Consider the following 20,226-nt stretch of genomic DNA (forward strand, 5'->3'; position numbering starts at 1 on the left):
CAATAATAATATTCATACCAGAAAAAATTATTTTTTCAATTTTTTATATTCCTTTTTTCTATCCCATAATTAAAGACATGTGGAGACTGTAGTATTAATGTCAAGAAATTTAGTTGATAGGCTATAATTCTGTTGAAACAGGTGGCTTTTAGGATCTTTATAAGAAATCTTAAAGGCCTAATTTTTTGCTTTAAATTCTACTTGGGTCGAACATTACATTGGTAAATTTTTACAAAGTCTAAATAAATTGTAATATTTTAAGTGAAATGAAGAAAATAACACAAGTTTATAGAGATAAATTGGTTGAGATGGTGGAAAGGAAGAATAAAAATTATTTAAGAGATAGGAAAAAACACATTGACAATCTTCTATATGAATTGTATAATTTTATACGAAAAGATGAAGGAGGTTACATGAAGAATAAATATATAGATCTATCAAAAAAATTAAAAGTTTTGAGTGATCCAAAAAGATTAGAAATTATAGACATGTTATCTTGCGATGAGCTCTGTGCCTGTGAGATATTAGAGAAATTTGATATAACACAACCAACCCTATCTAATGATATGAAAAGATTAGAGGAGGCTAATCTAGTTATTAGTCGAAGAGAAGGAAAAAACATATATTACATTGCCAATAAGAAGATTTTAAATGAGATGCAATCCGACTTAAAGGAAATATTTGATAACGGAGAGGGATGTATTTGTCACAATTGGGATAAGTAATTTTTTTGTACAATACATAGAAATATTTGAATATGTCTATACTAAAGGAGGATGATGAACTATGGAAAAAAATAAGAATGAAGGAATTAATGTATTTCAAAAATACCTAACTTTATGGGTATTGTTTTGCATGATTGTTGGGGTACTTATAGGAAAATATATACCTATAATCCCATCTGCTTTAGGTAAAATTCAAATTGCTGGTATATCTGTGCCGATAGCGATATTAATTTGGATTATGATTTATCCAATGATGATGAAAGTAGATTTTCAAAGTATTAAAAGAGTTAGAGAAAATCCAAAAGGTTTGTTTGTAACATGGGCTGTTAATTGGCTAATAAAACCATTTACTATGTTTGGAATAGCTTATTTGTTTTTCTTTATTATGTTTAAAAATATCATTCCTAATGATTTGGCAGGTGATTATTTAGCGGGAGCTGTTTTGCTCGGAGCTGCGCCATGCACTGCTATGGTTTTTGTGTGGTCGACTCTTACAAAGGGTGACCCTGCTTACACTGTGGTTCAAGTAGCCACAAATGATTTAATAATTTTAATTGCTTTTGTACCTATAGTGAAGTTTTTATTAGGTGTGTCTAATGTTGTAGTACCATATAGCACATTATTTACTAGTGTGTTTTTATTTGTTGCTTTTCCATTATTAGGAGGTGTTATCACAAGGAAAACAGTAATTGATAAAAGAGGAAAGGATTATTTTGAAAAACAATTTTTAAGTAAATTTGATGGAATGACAACAGTTGGACTACTATTGACTCTAATAATTATATTTTCTTCACAAGCAAATGTAATTTTAGAAAACCCATTTCATATTTTATTGATAGCTATTCCACTTACCATTCAAACTTTCCTAATTTTTACTATTGCCTATGGTGTAAGCAAAAAAGTAGGCTTACCTTTTGAAATAGCTGCACCAGCAGGCATGATTGGAGCTTCAAATTTCTTTGAATTATCTGTAGCTGTTGCAATAGCAATATTTGGGATGGATTCACCAGTTGCATTAGCTTGCACAGTAGGTGTTCTTACTGAAGTCCCAGTTATGTTATTCTTAGTAAATATTGCTAATAACACAAAACACTGGTTTTTAGAAAATCAAGAATCTAACGTTTATGGAGTTTAGGTATGTGGAGTTTTATTCAAGATCAAATTCTAGGTATGAAATGGCTCAATGAATTGATAGGAAAAATATTGACAAATCTTGGCCTTGATATAAGCACAAAACTTGGAGGAAGTTTACAATTTTTCGTATATGATGTTATAAAAATTACAATATTACTTTGCGTGTTAATTTTTATAATTTCTTATATACAAAGCTATTTCCCACCTGAAAGAAGCAAAAAAATTCTGGGACGTTTTGATGGATTGTGGGCAAATATTATATCTGCTTTACTAGGCACAGTAACACCTTTTTGTTCATGCTCTTCAATCCCTATTTTCATGGGCTTTACAAGTGCTGGTTTGCCTATTGGAGTGAGTTTTTCATTTTTAATATCTTCTCCAATGGTTGATTTGGGTAGCCTTATTTTACTAATGAGCATCTTTGGAGGTAAAATAGCCCTAGCATATGTAGTCTTTGGGCTAATTATTGCTGTAATTGGTGGTAGTCTCATTGAAAACATGCATATGGAAAGTTATGTAGAAGATTTTATAAAAAATGCTAGTCAAGTTGATATTAGCTCTCCAAGCTTAACAGTAAAAGATAGGGTTGATTTTTGTAAAACTCAAGTTAGTGACACTTTCAAGAAAGTTTTCCCTTATATTTTAGCAGGTGTGGGTATAGGGTCATTGATACACAATTGGATTCCTCAAATTTGGGTGGAAAATATCTTGGGCAGTAATAATCCATTTGGAGTAGTTTTAGCAACTATTGTTGGAATACCAATGTATGCTGATATTTTTGGAACTATTCCAATAGCAGAAGCTCTATTGGCAAAAGGCGCCCAACTAGGAACCGTTATATCTTTTATGATGGCAGTTACTACACTAAGCCTACCATCATTAATTATGTTAAAAAAAGCAGTTAAACCAAAGCTTTTATTTCTATTTATAGGAATTTGTATTTTTGGTATAATTGTTGTAGGTTACTTATTTAACATTATTAGCCCTTTTTAATATGACGGGGCAGTAAAATGAAATTATTAACAAGAAAGCAAAAAATACATCTCTTGGTAAAAATATATATGGATTAAGGAGGAAAAATGAGATTATTTGGTAAAAAAGAGAAAAACTGTACTTGTGGAGGCAATTGTGAGACTGCTAATAATAAGGATGTTAAAGAATCAAGTTGTTGTGATGTAGATTACTCGTCAGAGAATATAGAAAAAGCAGAAGAAAAGAAAAAAGAAAAGGGGATAAAGATATTAGGTTCTGGTTGTGCGAAGTGTATTGCTTTAGAAAGATCAACTAGGGAAGCACTAGCTGAACTTAATGTTGAAGAATCAATAGACCACATTACAGACTTCTCTCAAATAGCAAGCTATGGAGTTATGTCTACTCCAGCCTTAGTTGTAAATGGTAAAGTTATATCCTATGGCAAATTTTTAAACAAGGATGAAGTGAAAGCTTTATTAGAAGACAATGGTGTAAATTAAAATGAGAAAGCCAAAAGTTGCATTTATATGTGTCCATAATAGTTGTAGGAGCCAAATTGCAGAAGCCTTAGGGAAAAAATTTGCTTCAGATGCGTTTGACTCGTATTCAGCTGGAACACAAATCAAAGACCAAATAAATCATGATGCTGTTAGGCTAATAAAAGATATATACAATATTGACATGGAGAAAACTCAATATTCAAAGCTCATTGATGATTTGCCAGATATTGATATATCAATTACTATGGGCTGTGATGTAATTTGCCCTATTGTAGAAAATCAATATACAGAGGATTGGAATTTAGAAGATCCAACAGGTCAAGGCGATGACTTTTTTAGGAAAATTATATCTAAAATAGAAAAAAATGTTAAAGATTTAAGCCTTAGAATTAAGAAAAATGAAATTAGTTGGAATTAAAAATAGAAGTTGATTTTGAATAAACCAATAATTGTTCTTTAATAGTTATAATTCCTATTTGGTAGAGATTTATCATTATAATGCCAGTAGGAAGATATAGCTTTTTTACATATTTTCAATTTTAAAACCTTCCAATTAAGATCTCATTTTTAATATTCCTAATTGGATAGGAACTGCTATTATTAATTTTCACAAGGTATAATATTAGTATAAGATTAATATAAAGATTTATTAGGATAGTTTATATTAAAAGGAGGATTGCAAGTGATTGACAAAAGCAATAAATATTTTTGGGATAAATTTGCTAAGCTCTATGCACCTTTTATGAAAAAAGATGAAGCAGTATATGATAAAGTTTGTGAATATATTTGTCCTTATTTGGATAAAAACATGGAAGTGCTTGAGCTAGCTTGTGGATCTGGTCAATTATCTTTTAGTCTTTCAAAGCATACGAAAAGCTGGTTTGCTACGGACTTTTCAGAACAGATGATTATAGAAGCTAAAAAGCGTGGGCAATACGATAATCTTACATTTGAAACAGCCGATGCAACAGCATTATCCTATGCAAATGAAAAATTTGATTGTGTGTTAATCTCTAATGCTCTTCATATCATGCCAAATCCAGATTATGCAATGAAAGAAATATATAGGGTGTTAAAAGCTAGTGGAATTTTGCTCGCTCCAACTTTTCTATGGAAAGAGGGGAAACAAAGAAAAATCAAAAAGATTTTGATGTCTATTTTTGGGTTTAGGATGTATCAAGAATGGAATAAAGAAGAATTTGAAGCTTTCATTGAGAAATATGGATTTTCAGTACTTGATATGCGACTAGTATATGGAGGTCTTGCACCGATTGGTGTTATGATTGCCGAGAAGGTATCTTAATATATTTTCTATTAGGGGTGGAAAATGACAAATAAATTATATTTACTATTGTTAGGAATAAATATTTTAATTATTATCGTAAATTTCAATCTTTTAAAAAATCCAAAACCTTACCCACCAAAAGAAATTGCAGAGGATTTTAAGAGTGGAAGAGAAAGATTAAATTCATATAAGTATGTGGGCTTATCCCATTACATTCTTCCAAGACTTGCTAAAAGTGAATCAAATTGGATAAATGGAAATGAATATTGGTATAGGTCTTGCATCAAGTTAGGTTTAGTAGGCCTTGTTATTAGCTTGATTACAATGGTATTAGGTGAGGTTTTTAACCTATATGACTGGCTTATTGGTTTGTTTATTATACAAATACCTTCAATTCTAGGCATGATATACATTTGCTATAGGATGGAGAAATATATTTTGAAGGACTAAAGTTAGGATCTAAAATCATAATTGTATGTTTAATGTTTTGATATTTTATATTCTAACTAATTGTACTTTTTGAAATCTTAAGATATAAGCTGTCGATTATAAAAATAAATGGAAAATAAATGAGTAAGTTATTTGATGAATTTAAAATCATATGTTTACAATTAAATAAAATTGGCATAAGGCCAACCCTAATGGGGTCCTTAGGTTTAGAATTTATTACAAAGAACGAATGGAATCCATCAGATATTGATATCCATGTGCCCGGAGACCCAAGAGGTTGGCAGGCTCCTGATGAGGATAGGATTTATGACTGGGATAAGATATTAAAAATAATGGGAGTCCTAGGATACGATCTTATTGACATCCATGAACATGAATTTCAAAAAAGTGAAATCAGTGTAGAATATGGAAGCATTAGTTCCCTTCATGATTTTGCTGGAATCTATGAAGAGGATATAGACCTTGTTAATCTTAATGGAATAGAATTTAGGATACCGAGCAAGGAACAATTTCTAAAAATATATGAAGAATCTTCAAAAGATTCCTATAGAAATGATAATAATAACAATAAAGATTTTGCCAAGATTGATTTTTTGCGAAGGTATATTTAAAAAAATTATTTATTTAATACAAAAACCAGAGCTAGGGCTTTTCTAACTCTGGTAAAAAATTAAATTTATCTTATATAAATCATAATATCTTCTTATTTATTTTTCAAATTTCTTTCTTTTTAACAAGAGGGATCCTATAGTTGAGATTATCAATACTAGCACTATTGCCCCCAGTCCTTTGATACCAGTTTTTACGTTAGTATTTGCAATTGTCTTATATGAAGTTTGGCTTGTTTTAGTTTGTACTAAGCTTTGCTGGTCAACTGTCTTAGTGCTAGATTCAGTTACTACTTTTTCTTGGCTTTGGATAGGGTCTACTTGTTGACTTTGTTTAGATTGATCTTGATTTGCTTGTTCTTGAGTTGTTATAATCTTAGCATTTGGCTTTTTACTTGCTTGTTTTTTACTAGGTTGGGCATCTTCGAACTGTCCATCATATTCACCAACTTCTCCGCTGTTATTCTTATCAATCATAAATGAATATATCCATTCACTCTTATGAATTGTCAATTTAAACATGCCTGAATTTTGACTTCCTCTATGGTTAAAGGATATTTTCCGTCTATATTCACATTATCAAGCTTTTCTTTTTTATCATCACTTAGTTTTAAATAGGCTTCTTTAGTTTTACTATTATTATAGAATGCTGAATTTTTATATTTTTCATAGATTGATTCTTCAGCCTTTGTTTCTTTATTATTTATTGTATCCATACCATTCTTTCCTGTCGGGCTGACATGGACTACCCGACGGCGTACAAGCTCTGCCTGCACATGCATGAATAGCTCCTTTGTAATGATTGCTTCGTGGTCGACTTCATCGTAGTATTGAGCATTGTTCTTGATGCGCTTCTTTGTCAGGAAATCCGTGGTATAGGTCTTTTGAAGCAGCGCGTCATCCATGTACTTTTCGGATACAAAAAATTTAAGAGATTATAATTTTATATACCCCTAATACAAAAGTTAATAGAATTTAGGAATAATTGAGTATATATTTCCACATGCGAGCCTTTTTAAGAATTAAAATTTTATCCATACTGACCACTCAAGTCATGTAAAATCAGTTGCTCATTCAATAAAAAACAATAACTAGTAAAATTATCCGACTTACGTTATAAAGTGGTTTAAGTCGGGTTTTTTATTGTCATTTTATCTAAAAATTCATATAATAAATAGAGCGAAGATAAATCAAAATTTTTAACAATATAAAATGAAAATTAAAAACTAGGGGAGAGAATATGACTATAAGTAAAGAAGATATGAAAATATTATTAAAATCTCAACAAGGGGAATTAGATGTAGTTTTGATGTACCAAGCCCTTGCTGATGTAGTTAAGGATAAAAATGATGCGGCTACTTTTAGAAAGCTTGCAGCAGAGGAGGGTCACCATGCTGCGGTATTTCATAAACTTACAAGGAAAAATTTAAAACCAAAGAAAGCCTTGGCTTTCTTTATGCCTATCCTTTATAAGCTAGTCGGTAAAAAAAGATTGTATCCAAAAATTGCAAGGGGAGAGTATAAAGCTTCTGAAAATTATGCTCCAGTAGCAAAAAAGTTTCCAGAAATCGAAAGCGTTAGGGATGATGAGAAAAGGCACGGCGATATGGTCGCAAGCTTGTTATAAAAAACTAATGCTTTAAATATTTTGCTTAGGTTAATATTTGAGTATTATATGAAATACCCACGATCAGTAAAGCAAAGATTAAATTAAAATATATAAAGATATAAAAATAAGTTTTACAATTAGGAATCATTATGAAAAAAACATTAATAAGCACAACTATGAAGACAGCTATAGCAGCTACCCTATCCTTACTTGTAGCCCAAGCCTTAGGACTTAGATTCTCATCTTCAGCAGGGATTATTACCATCCTTGATATATTTGAGACTAGAAAGGCCACTATTAAGGGTGGACTTAAAAGAAGCTTATCTGCCATAATAGCCCTTGTTTTAGGGATTTTGGTATTTGAAATTTTTGACTACAAAACTTGGGCATTTGGCCTATATTTACTATTATTTGTGCCCATATCTTTCCTATTAAAAATTGAACTAGGTCTGGGTCCTTCAAGCGTGGTAGTTACACATCTATTAAGCTATGGAGAAATTAATTCATCAATTATCTTTAATGAACTCGGTCTTATTCTAATAGGAATAGGATTTGCCATGCTTACTAACTTATATGCACCAGAAAGTCAGGGTGAGTTGAAAAAATGGATAGAGGATATTGATGGAGATATCAAGGATATCTTGATATTTTTTGGTGATACTCTTGTAAATAATTTAGATGTTAAAATATATGAAGGAAAGATCAAAAAGCTTGAAGATGACATAAACAAGGCCCTTGATCTTGCGATTATTGAAAATGATAATCGTATAGAAAATAGCAAGAATCTAATGATAGGTCTTAGCCATAGGGAAAGGGAGATGGATCTTTTGATGGAGATGTATGATGATTTAAAATCAATACCTAAAGAATTTGCCGATGGGAAATTGATATCTGATTTAATGATTGATACTGCAAACAATCTTAGTGATAATGGAGATATAATTAAGGTCAAAAAAAGGATAGAATTTTTACAAGAACATTTTCATATGATGGAACTTCCAGAAACTCACGAAGATTTTATAATACAATCATCAATTTTTCAAGTTTTTAGAAGTCTAAACCAATTTATAGATATAAGCAAGGTTATCAGCAATATTCCTAGAAATTAAAGGGTTAAGTTTTAGCATATTAAAGGCGAGGAGTTTATACCTCCATCGCTCATAAGTTTTTAAATAAAGAATTTAAAGGTAAATGCTGCTATGACACCTATTCTCATGCTTATCATGGGCCTAGTTGCTGTAATTTGTTTTTCCATAAAGGAATACTTGCCTGCTACTATACTTACTCTTGGAGTTTTTTCTTACCCTATACTTAGCTTTTTCGTAAATAGATATTATGAGAAAAAATATTAATAAACTTTGAAGATAATAATAGGGTCCGTTACTTTAATTAAAGTGTTTGTTTTTTTCTTATAGCTAGATTGCTCTATACAAATATTTATCAAAACCAGAAGTTGTAAATAATTGTCTTGAAATTTATGAATATTTCTTATAGCAAAACGGAAGACAAAAAATATAGTATGACAAAAGAGAACATGTGTTAAGATTGATGTTAATTTATAAAGTTGAAAGCTTTAGACTTCTAATATGAAATTATAAAGAAAACTATAATAAATAAGTGAGGAAAATATGGAAATTAGAGAATATACAGATTTTAAGATTGATGAGCTAAGAGATCTTTATGATGCGGTTGGATGGACTTCTTATACTGATGATATGGATGCCTTGATTAAGGGATATGAAAATTCCTTAAAAATATTAGCAGCCTTTGAAGATGAAAAACTTCTTGGCGTGATTCGTGCGGTTGGGGATGGATATACTATTATCTTTATCCAAGATATATTAGTCTTGCCAGACTACCAAAGAAAGGGAATAGGCAAAGCCCTCCTTGACTCTATGATGGATTTATATCCAAATGTCAGACAAATTGAATTAACAACAGATATAGCTCCAGAAACAATAGGATTTTATTCTTCTTTAGGCTTTGAAGAATTTTCTGAATTAGGCTGTTGCGGATTTATGAGATTATTGTAATAAGAATTAAAAGAATATAGAGTTTTCTAATGCCAAAGATTTTAATTATAGAGGATAATGAAGATATCGCCTTGCAGATGGAAAAATATCTGACTAAAAATGGCTATGAGGTAGAAATAGCTGGGTCTTTTTATGAGGCTAGTTTCAAGTTAAATATCGACTTTGATGTGGCTCTTCTCGATATTAATTTGCCTGATAAGGATGGCCAACATTTGATAGAAAAATTGAAGGAAAAAGATATTAGGGTTCTTGTTACAACTGTTAAAAATGATGAGGATTTTATAATTGCCGCCCTTGATCAAGGGGCGGATGACTATCTTACAAAGCCTTTTTCCCTTGCTATTTTAAGGGCTAGGATTGATGCGGTTTTAAGGACTATTCCCCTTGGCCAAGATAAAGCTATTGCCTATAAGGATTTGAAAATAGATTTAAATGATTCAAAGCTTTATTATAAGGGGGAAAATATAGAGGTCACTCCACTTGAGTATGAAATCCTAGTTTTATTTATCAAAAATCCCCACAGGGTCTACACTAGGAGTCAGCTTTTAGAAACCTTTTGGGAAGACAGGGATAAGTTTGTAAATGATAATACTCTCACATCGACCATTAAAAGAATCAGGGAGAAATTAGACAAGGAAGTCATTACAACTGTCAGAGGAATAGGTTATAGGATGGACTAAATGATTTATGTATTTTGGATAATAAGCCTCTGCCTACTTTATTATTTTTTGGAAAAAAGGAAGAAAAATAGGATAAGAGACCTTATTAATTTGATAGAAAATATGAGAAATCAAAATTACTCTATACCCATGAAGCAGGATGATTTTTCTCTTATTGAGGATAAGATATATAAACTTTTTATAGAGATAGTTGAGGCTAAGGAAACGTCCGCTAGAAATAGCCAAAAGCAAGTGGAATATCTAGAAGACATAGCCCATCAGATAAAAACTCCTATCACATCCATGGTTTTTTCTATAGAAAATCTAGAAATGGATTATCCTGCAAATGAAGATATTGAAATTTTAAAAAGGCAGACCCTAAGATTAAATTCTCTATCGGATATCCTGCTCAAATTATCAAGCCTAGATGCTAATAAGGATCTAATGAAAAAGGAAGAGATTCGTTTGGATGAATTAGTGGCCTACGCTCTTGATACCTTATCTTTAAAAGAGTCTACTAAATTAGAAATTAATAATGATTTAAAAGAAAATATAATCTATGGAGATTTTTATTGGTTGGCTGAAGCCCTTATCAATATTTTTAAAAATGCTGATAATAGGCCAAATTGCCAAAAAATCAGCCTTTCATCTTACAAAAACCCTCTCTACACAAATCTGATTATTGAAGATGATGGGGGAGGAATCGATGAAGATAATATAAAAAAGATATTCAAACGATTTTATAAGACTCCTGATTCTAGAGGTTTTGGAATTGGTCTTGCCATGGCTAAGACTATTGTAGAGAAAAATAATGGGGAAATATCTGTGACCAATTCTGACAAAGGAGCAAGCTTTGAAATAAAATTCTACAATGTCACCTAAAAATCACTTTACTTTTATATACTTAGCTTAAGAAAGGCAGGAAAGTATGGAAATATTAAAAGTAGAAAATTTAAGAAAAGAATATGGTGATGGAAATTCAAAGGTAATAGCCCTAGATGGGGTAGACCTTAGTATAGAAAGAGGTGAATTTGTAGCGATAGTTGGTCCAAGTGGGTCAGGAAAATCTACTCTTTTACATATTATAGGAGGAGTAGATAGCCCAACTTCTGGCAAAGTCTACATAGATGGCAATGACATCTCTAAGTATACATCAAAGGAACTTGCCCTATTTCGCAGGAGGAAGGTAGGGCTCATTTATCAATTTTATAATCTGATCCAAAATTTGACAGTCAGGCACAATATTGAGTTGCCTTTAAAGCTAGATAAAAGAAAAATCAATGAGGAAGATTTCTTAGATATTGTAAATAAACTTGGCATAGAAAATAAACTAGATTCCTTCCCAAGCGAATTATCAGGTGGCCAGCAGCAAAGAGTTGCCATAGCAAGGAGTTTAATTTATAGACCATCTATCATCCTAGCAGATGAACCAACAGGCAACCTAGATAGGAAAAATTCTAAGGAAATAATTGAAATCTTCAAATATTTTAATAAGACCCTAAAACAAACTATAATCCTAATAACCCACGATGAAAAAATCGCTCTAGAGGCAGATCGAATTGTCACTATAGTTGATGGGAAAATAATAGGAGATGAGAAACATGAATAAGAAGAATTTTCCCATTTTTATTTCCTTATTTATTGTAAGTCTATTTTTCACCTTTATTTTTTATTTTGGATATAGAAGCTTGAGATCCAACTATGGTAATTATATGGCTTCAAGCTTTTATCATGGGGAGATTAAAGAAGAACTCTCAAATGAGGATGTTGAAAAGTTAAATTCCATTAAAGATATTGACTTGGCTGGGAAAATGTCTCTTGATCCTGACAACGGAAATCTTGGAGACGATTTAGTCGTTATAAACTATCAAGACAAAGCAATCAATAAAATGAGAGAGTATTCGAGACTTATTGAAGGCAGATTTGCAACAAAGGAAGACGAAATTGTACTATCTGAAAGTCTTGTAAAGGAAAATGAACTTAAAATAGGCGACAAGATAGAACTTGATTTAGGCAAAAGGTTTTTAGATGGAGAAGAGATAGGTCCAACAAGTGCAAATACTGGCAGGGAAAAATTTGAGAGCCAAGATTCTAAAAGCTTTACTTTAGTCGGTGTTTACGGAGATGTATACAATAAGTACAGTAAACTAAGTTTTGCTCTAGGGTTACAAGATAAAATGACCACTTTTAGAACCTTTGTAAAATTTCATTCATTTGAAGAAGCTTACAAAAATAGAGATAAGATACAAAGTGAAATAAACAAAATACTAGGTAAAGATGTTCATTTAGAATTTTCTAAAAGTCTTATAAACTATTATGGAGTAGAACACGAACCCTTACAAAATATAAAGAGCAAGGCTGTTACCGTTCTATCAGTTCTTGGCTGTATAGCAATCTTTGTGTTTTTTATAAAAAATATCTTTTGGGTTTGGGGGTTAAGGAAGATTAGAGAGCTTTCCATTTACAAGTCTATAGGATCTAGCAATGGACAAATATATCTGTTACTTCTAAAGGAAGGACTTGTTACAACTGCAATTCCAATACTTTTAGGACATCTTGTAGGCTTTTTCTCTATATATTATCTGTACAAATACATTCAAATAGATAAACAATTAAGTGAATTTAATCTAGTAAAGTTTAATCCCTTATTAAGTTTAGCAATACTTTTGGTTTCTTTTACAATTGTGGCACTAGCTATTAAATCCCCTGCGAAAAAGATTTCTAAAATAAACATTATAGACGGCATAAGAGGGAATATAGATTTTTCAAAATCAAAGAAGAAAAGAGCCAAAGATTTTTGGAAGGAATTAAAACTTAACAACTTAGCTTCAATAAAATCACAGAGATATATTTCTGCAATAGGGATAATTATTATTTCAGTATTTATAATCACTATAGGCATATCAACATACTACAGAGATTATTCTAGTTACGATAATGGCTATAATTTTTCTGTTGATTATTTTAGTGAAAAGAATCAAGTCCCAAAGATATTAAATGAAATTGTAGATAAAATTCCTAACGACAAGTCATATATTTCAAAAGATAAATATGTTCAAGTGGAAAATACAAATGAATTTTCAAAAGAAGCAAAGGCAGCAGGTTTAGACGAGGAAGCGAGAAAGAATATAGAAAAATATAAGTCAGAGGGTATGGATGGATTTATCATCGCCTTGGAAGAAAAAGACTTAAAAGAACTTGGAGGAAAGAAGGGTGAATTTGTCCTCTACAATACAATTCAAGAAGATTCTTCTATTCCAATAGCTAAGGCAAAGAGAATTCCATATTTTGAAAATCCACAGACTTTGGATATTAACTTTGAAAATGATTATAATAAGACTATTAAAATTTCAAAGACTATAACAGATTTGGGAAAATATAAGTCGAGAACAATGCCATTTGATGTAAAAGTTTATACAGATTTTGACACTTATTTTAAACTTATGGAAGAATCAGGTGATGAGAAATATACAGGATATGCCTATACTTTGAATATGAAGGTAAAAGACCCTGATACCAAAGATGTAAAGGAATATGTAGAGGCCATGATTAGAGAACAAATTTCACCTGAAGATAGATTTAATATCACAATAGGTGAAGAAATCGCAAAAAATGAATATAAGGACGTGAAAAGTTTCATAAAATTTGCAATAGGTATTGCTTCAATCATCTTTGTATTAAATATCACCAACGGTTACTCGTCCATTAATTTAAGTCTTATGAGCAGAAAAAAAGAAATCGGCAGTCTTTACTCTTGTGGAATGGATGTAGATGAATTAAAGAACATCTATCAAAGAGAATTTATTGGAGAACAGGTAAAGTCCTTTATAACTGCTATTATGGTGAGCTTAGGTGTTATGTTTATAATATCATTAATCGCTTCTGATTTAAGAATGAGTACTTTAATAGAATATTATGACTACAAAAGCTTCCTAGTATTTTCACTAGTCGTCTTTGGGATTAATCTAATAATCTATCATTTCTCATTAAAGAGAATTTTAGACTGACAGACAATAGATTTGATAAGGGTAGATTGATTCGAAATTAAGAGGGGCTCGGTTTTGACCCCTTTTTAGATTTCTTCTTAATAATTCTCATCATAAATTATTTTTTTCTTGGCTAAATTCCTCCTTCATATTTTCTTTAAAATCATTGAAAAGTGGGAATATGGGCTTTTTATGGGTATTAATTATAAGGAGGGATATTATGAAAAGAATGTCTAAGGTTTTTGTAATACTAGGGCTGGCTACTTTTATTTTTACTGGTTGTCAGAAAGGTAATGATAAGGTTAAGCCAGACGCAGAAGTAAAACATGATACATATATCTCAAATAAGAAGGATAATACGGGAACTCAAGATAAAATTTCTGAGTCAAAGCTTTCAAAAAAATTAAAACAAGTTGAGGGGGCAAGGTTAGGCTCAGTTTCTTCTTATGTTGAGGACAGGCAAGTATGGAATGATTTTATCGATAAAGACCATATAGAATATGCCAAATTGTATGACTATGGCATCCACCTACCAAGGATTCTTTTAGAATCTGATGATGCAAAGAAAGCCAACGAGGAAATCGATGAGATAGCCGCTAGAATTAAGGAAAAATATGAGGACCATAAGAATGATATAGAAGGTAAGGAGATAGGGGCTTATGCCACATTTTCTGTTTATGAAGATGAGAAGGTCCTAAGCATAATGATTGAAAATTACGATATTTGGAGTGGGGAATTTATACGCTATAAGGTCTTTAACTTTTCCCTTCCTGATGGCAATTTCATTAGCGATGATGAGTTAATGGCAGATTTGGGAGTGAGTAAGGATCAGATTTTACCTATGGTTGAAAATTCCTTGCGAGAAGACCAGGCCCTTTATACAAGCATCTATTATAGAGATACAACCGATTATTCCTACATTTATAACCCAAGTAATTACACAGGTTTGGTTTTAAATGACTTATGGGACAATTACGAAAATAAGAACGGTCAAATCTATATAGATGAAGTTGGAAAACCTACTTTTCTTTTTGATCAATATAAAAGCTCACAAATGGGATACTGCTCACCAATTTTAAAGCTAACTACAAATGCTTTTGACCAAAATCCTATTTCTGACGAGTATATAAAGATGGCTAGAAAGTTTGGAATAGACCCAAATGATGATAAGTATAAGGCCTTTATGATTTATCTCGGAGGAGCTGTGGATGAGGATAGCTTAAAAGATACCTTAGAAAAGCTTGATGTTTGGACAAGTAACTTATTTAATTATAAAGATCCAAGTATGCTTGTAACCATCAAAGAGAGCCAAGTAGGCGATCTGCCTTACCTAATAGGTGAAGAGTGCTATTTGTTAATCCCTAAATATAAAAATGCATCAGTTGCTCTTAAGGAGCTAGAAATATCAGAAGATGGAAAACAAAAAGAAGTGGATAATATTTACCTAGACACAAATGCTTGTTGCGGCCCAACTTTTATTTGCCAAAATATGAGTGACCTAGGTCCAAATGGAAAAATTACCATAAGATATAGGGATGATGTCTATGAGTTTTCGCCTTCACTTAGTATGAAGGATGGGACAATGATTCTTCCAGATGAAGTTTTAAATGGAGAAGAAGTATTTGATTGGTCTAAACAAATACAAAATGAAGCATATTCACCTACGATGTATGATATAATGCGATCTTTGATAAGGGTAGGTTAATATATCAAATTTCAAACAAAAGTATAAATTTATGCAAAGTAAATAATTATTAAAAAATAAGCGGAGGAGTTTTAAATAAAATAAAGCCCTCCGCCTTTTTTTGTTTCTACTAAAATTAAATCTTTAAGGTAAGATAATTTTAAGATAATAGAGGTTCATTAAGCTAACAATGCAGGCAATATAAGGGATTTTTAGGAGAAAGTTATGAATTGGATTAATTCTTTTGAACTTATTTGTTATTTTATAGTTTTAATTTTACTTTTAGATATTATTAAAAATAAATCTTATAGGGAACTTGGACTCTTGATATCTGGAGCCCTAGCTGGTTTTTCCTTAGAGCTATTGGCAGTGAGACTTACAGATATCTACCATTACAGCAATGATTTTTACATAAGCATTGGGTTTTCACCCTACCAATTTCCTTTTTTTGGAGGGCTCATGTGGGGTGGGATAAGTGTCGTTGCCCTAAGGATAGCCAAGAAGTTTTCACTTAGTAACATTATGACAGCCTTATTAAGCGGATGGCTTATTGTGAGCATGGACTTGCTTTTAGATGTAGTGGCAATTAGGCTAGATGGAGGTTTCTGGGTTTGGGATGGTCGTCCTATAAATCTAGATATCAACCATCATATGTTTATGTCTGTAATTTGGGTAAATTTTTTGGGCTATATGTTCGAAGTGCCTTCAATTATTTACATGACTTTAAAAAGTTGGGAGAAAGATCATAAAGATGAGAAGATGAAGTTATCAAGGTCAATTTTAATCGGCTTTGGAGGAGTAGCTTTTGTAGGAGTTAGTAGCTATATTTCATTACTTTTAAATAAAATCACTGATGAATGGTTTGCTTATTTAGCCTTTCTAGCTATATGGATATTTGTTTTAATGAAATTATTAGCTTATCTAATGAATAAAAGAAAAGATATAATCATAAGCCATAAAAAAGACTGGACTGTAATCATATTTTGGTTTTGTATCTACACCTATTGTATTGGTGGATTATTTAAACTAGGGATAATACAGGAGCTTCCACTTTATGGAATATTTTCCTTTATTTTATTTATTTTGACAATTGTTTTAGCAATCGTGGAAATAAAAGATAAGTCTAAAGCTTTAAAATAATATGGTTTTAAATGGAGGATCTAATGGGAGAAATTATAGAGTTTCCAGCCTATAAAGAAGCAAAGGAAAAAATCACTAAACTTAAAAAAACTTTAGCAGATTTAGTTTATAAGAAAGACAATCTACAATTTGTAATCTGTGAAAATATCAAAACTCAATATATGCTTAATTTTGGAAGTCTTGAATACAATCTTTATAAGGCCTACTGCAAATACCACCGCCTAAGGAGATAGAAAGAGATGATTCAAGCAAAAAAGAACCGCCAAGAAAGCATAGATATTGAAACTATTGAAAAAGACCTGGACGATGAATTTGCTGAATATAAAAGGGTCTTAGATCGAAAAATATCCGACATGAAAGAAGCCTTAAAACGTTCAGAAATGGACTTTTTAACTGATGAAGAAGAAATTTTAATTAAAAGTCTATACAAGAAGATTGTAAAAAAGATTCATCCAGATATAAATCCCGCTATTACAGAAGAGGAAAAAGAGTTTTTCTATAAGGCAACTGATGCTTATAAAAACGGAGAATTGATGACTCTTCAAATAATTTATGATATTGTTATTTCTAATGAAGACCCAGATAAAGAAGCCTTGTCTGATAAAGCTTTGAAAGATGAAGTAAAAAGGCTAGAGGGACTTATAGGAAAAATTCAAAAAGATATAGATTTAATCAAGTCCCAGCCGCCTTATACCTGGAAAGAATTTGTAGAAGATAAAAATAAAAGAGCAGATAAGCTAAAAGAATTGAAAAGTAATCTAGAAGCTTATGAAGAAGCTATAAGAACTCAAGAAGAATATATAAAAGATTTAATGAGGGATATACATGAGTGATTTAATAAAAAAAGATGAGGCTGGCCTTCTTGATTATCTTATAAATAAGGAAACGGGTCTAGACTTACCAAAACCTTTTGAAAGAGACATTTATCTTTTTGAAACCTATGTGGCAGGAACAAGTCATATTCCAGATATCGAAGCCATAAGCTCAAAATTAGAAAAGGATGATCGCTTGGTATTTTATCGTGAGGTTGAAAATGAAGCAGATCCTCAAGCAATACGTATAGAAACTTTAAATAAGGAAAAAATTGGCTATGTCCCACGCCAAGATAATGTCATCTTTTCTAGATTGATGGATGCAGGCAAGGAACTTTTTGCAAGAGTAATCGATAAAGAAATGAGAGGTAAGTGGCTTAAGATGAGTATTAAGATATTTCTACATGAATCATAGAGGATAAGATGTATTGCAATAATGAATGGCTTTGGCCTAATATATGTATTATGGATAGTCATAATTTTGACTTTGAATTAATTAAAGGAGATCACTGCTTTATAATATGCCATCATATAAAAGATAAGAAATTATTAGAAAAGTTAATAAATAAAATTTTAAGCACAAATTATAGATACTTTAATGTATTTGGAGAGAAAGCAAATATTTGGAGAAGATTAATCTCTAAAAAGGCAAAAGGAGAAATAGAAATAGAGTCAAGCCAAATAGATAGGCTTAAGATGGTATATGACCTTGCAATGATATCAAGTCTAAAACCAAAGTCTATAAACCATGTGATATCAGATGATGAATATTTTACTGAATACCTAGTAGAAGATTTAGATAATATTTTTTCAGGCAAAAGTCTATTTACTCCTTCTAATTGGAAAAAAATTAGAGATGGATTTGAATTTACATACAATAATAAGGATGCTATAATTAGTGTTGATAATGATATTATGCTAGGTTATTTAGGGGATGAAAAAGTATTTGATCTTCTAGGGGAAAGCATCATATCTGACATATTTGATGGAAAAAGTTTTGCAGAAATCTGGCCAGAAGTTTCAAAGATGGCTAAATAATTTACTTAAATTACTAAAATAATTTTTGCAAATAAATAATAAAGAAACTCATAATTTATAAATTTAAAATAGGGAGAGATAGATGGTTAAGATTAGGAAAAGAAATTTATTATTGATAGCAGGCCTAGTTTGGTTTATGGCGGGTTTTAATGTTGCGAGAATTGGGATTATTGCTTATAGGTCTATCGATCATGTTTGGTATTTATATTGCCTAAGTCTTGTTGTTTTTATGGTTTTTGGTAGTATGTTTTTAAAAATGACTAAAAATCATACGAATAGAATTATGGCTTATGATGCTTATATGCCTTTTTGGAAGTTTTTTGATAAGAAATCTTATTTGATTATGGCTTTTATGATGACCTTTGGGATTGGGCTTAGGGCTTCTGGTCTAGCCCCAGATTTTTTTATAGGATTTTTCTATACTGGATTGGGCTTTGCACTAGCTTTGGCTGGCATTGTTTTTATTAAAAATTATTTTGTATATGGTAAATAAAATTAGAAATGGCTCTTAGGATGAGAAATCTTAAGAGTCATTTTTAGTTAGAATTTAATAAAAACCAATTTACCTTACTAAAATCAAGGTATAATAATGTTGATAATAAGTATCAGTTTATAAGATGTTATAATGTGATGAGGTTGTGATATGAGTATAACTTATAAATTAGCAGCATACCTTGTAAGGATGCTTGGTGTTAAAAAAATGTTTTTAAAAAATAAAGAACAGATGCTTGAGTATGCAAGGGGAGAAAATGCAAAGGAAGTATTTGTATTAGATAAGGCATTGAAGAGAGCTCATAGGAAAAATTATCATCTTATTGAAAAAGAGGTGATGGGCTATAGGCTAATTGCATATCAAAAAAATGAAAATCCTGCTGAAGATGCTGTTCTTTATCTGTTTGGTGGGGGAATGATTACTCAGCCTAATAAATTAGATTTTTATTTGGCAGAAAGAATCATGGAAAAAACTAATAAGGATGTGTGGTTTTTATTTTATCCTCTTTGTTCAGAAGATGTAAAAGTAGATAAGACTTATGAGGTATCTTTAAGGGCTTATGGTGTAATGACAAAAACTTATAAGGCAGAAAATATAAGTGTTCTCGGGTTTTCATCAGGGGCTGATCTTGCCATTGGGATTTTTTTACACAATAATGCTTTGGGTAGGCCTTACCCTATGCCAGGGAAAATAATATCTGTATCTCCAGGAGGAATTCCTGACCTAAACTTACCTGAAAATAAGGAAATATGGGAAAAAGTAAATGGGCTTAAGTCTAAAGACGTAATGGTAGAGCCTACATATCTAATAACTGCAAGGGAAATCTTAAAGGGTGATAAAGACTTGCCTGAATATATGCTTGATGGGACTAAGGGAGATTTTTCTGGATTTCCAAAGATATATTTTTATTATGGGTCAGATGAATGCTTATATGCCTATGCAGATGAGTTTAAAAAAGTAATGGATGCCTATGGAGCCTCCTATGAAATTATTGTTGGCGAGGGCATGTGCCATTGCTATCCTTTGGTGAGATTTTTTAAAGAAGGTAGGGAGGCCCAGGATGAAATAATAGAATTACTGAAGTATTGAATTTATATT

The 20,226-nt window shown here is 31.3% G+C and carries 25 protein-coding genes; 23 read left to right on the top strand and 2 right to left on the bottom strand.

The window, feature by feature from the left end:
• Positions 1-266 precede the first annotated feature (266 nt).
• The 8 genes from NH288_RS01675 (at position 267) to NH288_RS01710 (ending at position 5,677) form a co-directional block, all read left to right on the top strand.
• The gene (locus NH288_RS01675) at positions 267-725 is read left to right on the top strand and encodes a metalloregulator ArsR/SmtB family transcription factor (protein ID WP_321161875.1); all 459 of its coding nucleotides are present in this window, start codon (positions 267-269) and stop codon (positions 723-725) included.
• A gap of 61 nt (positions 726-786) precedes the next feature.
• Positions 787-1,860: an ACR3 family arsenite efflux transporter gene (gene arsB, locus NH288_RS01680; RefSeq protein ID WP_265212588.1), complete on the top strand. Its 1,074-nt coding sequence runs from the start codon at positions 787-789 to the stop codon at positions 1,858-1,860.
• Positions 1,861-1,862: 2 nt separating this feature from the next.
• Entirely contained in the window at positions 1,863-2,852 is a 990-nt protein-coding gene (locus NH288_RS01685) for a permease (protein WP_265212590.1), read from the top strand.
• Between the two features lie 86 nt (positions 2,853-2,938).
• Positions 2,939-3,331 carry a thioredoxin family protein gene (locus NH288_RS01690; RefSeq protein WP_265212591.1) on the top strand — a complete coding sequence of 131 codons (393 nt, stop codon included), beginning with the start codon at positions 2,939-2,941 and terminating at the stop codon, positions 3,329-3,331.
• Position 3,332: 1 nt separating this feature from the next.
• Entirely contained in the window at positions 3,333-3,749 is a 417-nt protein-coding gene (locus NH288_RS01695) for an arsenate reductase ArsC (RefSeq protein ID WP_265212592.1), read from the top strand.
• Between the two features lie 264 nt (positions 3,750-4,013).
• Positions 4,014-4,634 (top strand): class I SAM-dependent methyltransferase, encoded by a 621-nt coding sequence (locus tag NH288_RS01700; protein ID WP_265212593.1) that lies wholly within the window; start codon positions 4,014-4,016, stop codon positions 4,632-4,634.
• Between the two features lie 24 nt (positions 4,635-4,658).
• Positions 4,659-5,066 carry a hypothetical protein gene (locus tag NH288_RS01705; protein ID WP_265212595.1) on the top strand — a complete coding sequence of 136 codons (408 nt, stop codon included), beginning with the start codon at positions 4,659-4,661 and terminating at the stop codon, positions 5,064-5,066.
• A gap of 119 nt (positions 5,067-5,185) precedes the next feature.
• Entirely contained in the window at positions 5,186-5,677 is a 492-nt protein-coding gene (locus NH288_RS01710) for a hypothetical protein (protein ID WP_265212597.1), read from the top strand.
• A gap of 96 nt (positions 5,678-5,773) precedes the next feature.
• Here NH288_RS01710 and NH288_RS01715 read toward each other — a convergent pair whose 3' ends face one another.
• Both NH288_RS01715 and NH288_RS11365 read right to left on the bottom strand, forming a co-directional pair.
• Complete coding sequence (locus NH288_RS01715; protein ID WP_265212598.1) at positions 5,774-6,196, bottom strand: hypothetical protein; 423 nt, start codon at positions 6,194-6,196, stop codon at positions 5,774-5,776.
• Positions 6,184-6,579 carry a hypothetical protein gene (locus NH288_RS11365; protein ID WP_414731745.1) on the bottom strand — a complete coding sequence of 132 codons (396 nt, stop codon included), beginning with the start codon at positions 6,577-6,579 and terminating at the stop codon, positions 6,184-6,186. The genes NH288_RS01715 and NH288_RS11365 overlap by 13 nt, the downstream gene beginning before the upstream one ends.
• 335 nt (positions 6,580-6,914) lie before the next feature.
• Here NH288_RS11365 and NH288_RS01725 point away from each other — a divergent pair, with 335 nt between their 5' ends.
• The 15 genes from NH288_RS01725 (at position 6,915) to NH288_RS01795 (ending at position 20,217) form a co-directional block, all read left to right on the top strand.
• Positions 6,915-7,301 (top strand): ferritin family protein, encoded by a 387-nt coding sequence (locus tag NH288_RS01725; RefSeq protein ID WP_265212599.1) that lies wholly within the window; start codon positions 6,915-6,917, stop codon positions 7,299-7,301.
• 131 nt (positions 7,302-7,432) lie between these two features.
• The gene (locus NH288_RS01730; protein ID WP_265212601.1) at positions 7,433-8,392 is read left to right on the top strand and encodes an aromatic acid exporter family protein; all 960 of its coding nucleotides are present in this window, start codon (positions 7,433-7,435) and stop codon (positions 8,390-8,392) included.
• A gap of 519 nt (positions 8,393-8,911) precedes the next feature.
• On the top strand, positions 8,912-9,316 hold the full coding sequence (locus NH288_RS01735) for a GNAT family N-acetyltransferase (RefSeq protein ID WP_265212603.1): 405 nt from the start codon (positions 8,912-8,914) through the stop codon (positions 9,314-9,316).
• Positions 9,317-9,345: 29 nt separating this feature from the next.
• Positions 9,346-9,996 (top strand): response regulator transcription factor, encoded by a 651-nt coding sequence (locus NH288_RS01740; protein WP_106460470.1) that lies wholly within the window; start codon positions 9,346-9,348, stop codon positions 9,994-9,996.
• Complete coding sequence (locus tag NH288_RS01745) at positions 9,997-10,857, top strand: sensor histidine kinase (protein ID WP_265212607.1); 861 nt, start codon at positions 9,997-9,999, stop codon at positions 10,855-10,857.
• A gap of 46 nt (positions 10,858-10,903) precedes the next feature.
• Entirely contained in the window at positions 10,904-11,584 is a 681-nt protein-coding gene (locus NH288_RS01750; RefSeq protein ID WP_265212608.1) for an ABC transporter ATP-binding protein, read from the top strand.
• Positions 11,577-13,982, top strand: a complete 2,406-nt coding sequence (locus NH288_RS01755) for an ABC transporter permease (protein ID WP_265212610.1) — start codon at positions 11,577-11,579, stop codon at positions 13,980-13,982. Before NH288_RS01750 ends, NH288_RS01755 begins: the two co-directional genes overlap by 8 nt.
• Before the next feature lie 199 nt (positions 13,983-14,181).
• Entirely contained in the window at positions 14,182-15,666 is a 1,485-nt protein-coding gene (locus NH288_RS01760; RefSeq protein ID WP_265212612.1) for a hypothetical protein, read from the top strand.
• 204 nt (positions 15,667-15,870) lie between these two features.
• Complete coding sequence (locus NH288_RS01765) at positions 15,871-16,785, top strand: carotenoid biosynthesis protein (RefSeq protein ID WP_265212614.1); 915 nt, start codon at positions 15,871-15,873, stop codon at positions 16,783-16,785.
• Between the two features lie 23 nt (positions 16,786-16,808).
• Positions 16,809-17,018 (top strand): hypothetical protein, encoded by a 210-nt coding sequence (locus NH288_RS01770; protein ID WP_265212616.1) that lies wholly within the window; start codon positions 16,809-16,811, stop codon positions 17,016-17,018.
• 6 nt (positions 17,019-17,024) lie between these two features.
• Positions 17,025-17,618 (top strand): molecular chaperone DnaJ, encoded by a 594-nt coding sequence (locus tag NH288_RS01775; protein ID WP_265212618.1) that lies wholly within the window; start codon positions 17,025-17,027, stop codon positions 17,616-17,618.
• Positions 17,611-18,012 carry an HIRAN domain-containing protein gene (locus NH288_RS01780; protein ID WP_265212620.1) on the top strand — a complete coding sequence of 134 codons (402 nt, stop codon included), beginning with the start codon at positions 17,611-17,613 and terminating at the stop codon, positions 18,010-18,012. The genes NH288_RS01775 and NH288_RS01780 overlap by 8 nt, the downstream gene beginning before the upstream one ends.
• Positions 18,013-18,020: 8 nt before the next feature.
• The gene (locus NH288_RS01785; RefSeq protein WP_265212622.1) at positions 18,021-18,635 is read left to right on the top strand and encodes a hypothetical protein; all 615 of its coding nucleotides are present in this window, start codon (positions 18,021-18,023) and stop codon (positions 18,633-18,635) included.
• 82 nt (positions 18,636-18,717) lie between these two features.
• Positions 18,718-19,128 (top strand): hypothetical protein, encoded by a 411-nt coding sequence (locus NH288_RS01790; protein WP_265212624.1) that lies wholly within the window; start codon positions 18,718-18,720, stop codon positions 19,126-19,128.
• Between the two features lie 150 nt (positions 19,129-19,278).
• The gene (locus tag NH288_RS01795; protein ID WP_265212626.1) at positions 19,279-20,217 is read left to right on the top strand and encodes an alpha/beta hydrolase; all 939 of its coding nucleotides are present in this window, start codon (positions 19,279-19,281) and stop codon (positions 20,215-20,217) included.
• Positions 20,218-20,226 lie beyond the last annotated feature (9 nt).

This window comes from Anaerococcus sp. NML200537 (assembly GCF_026131715.1).
GTDB classification, from domain to species: Bacteria; Bacillota; Clostridia; order Tissierellales; family Peptoniphilaceae; genus Anaerococcus; species Anaerococcus kampingae.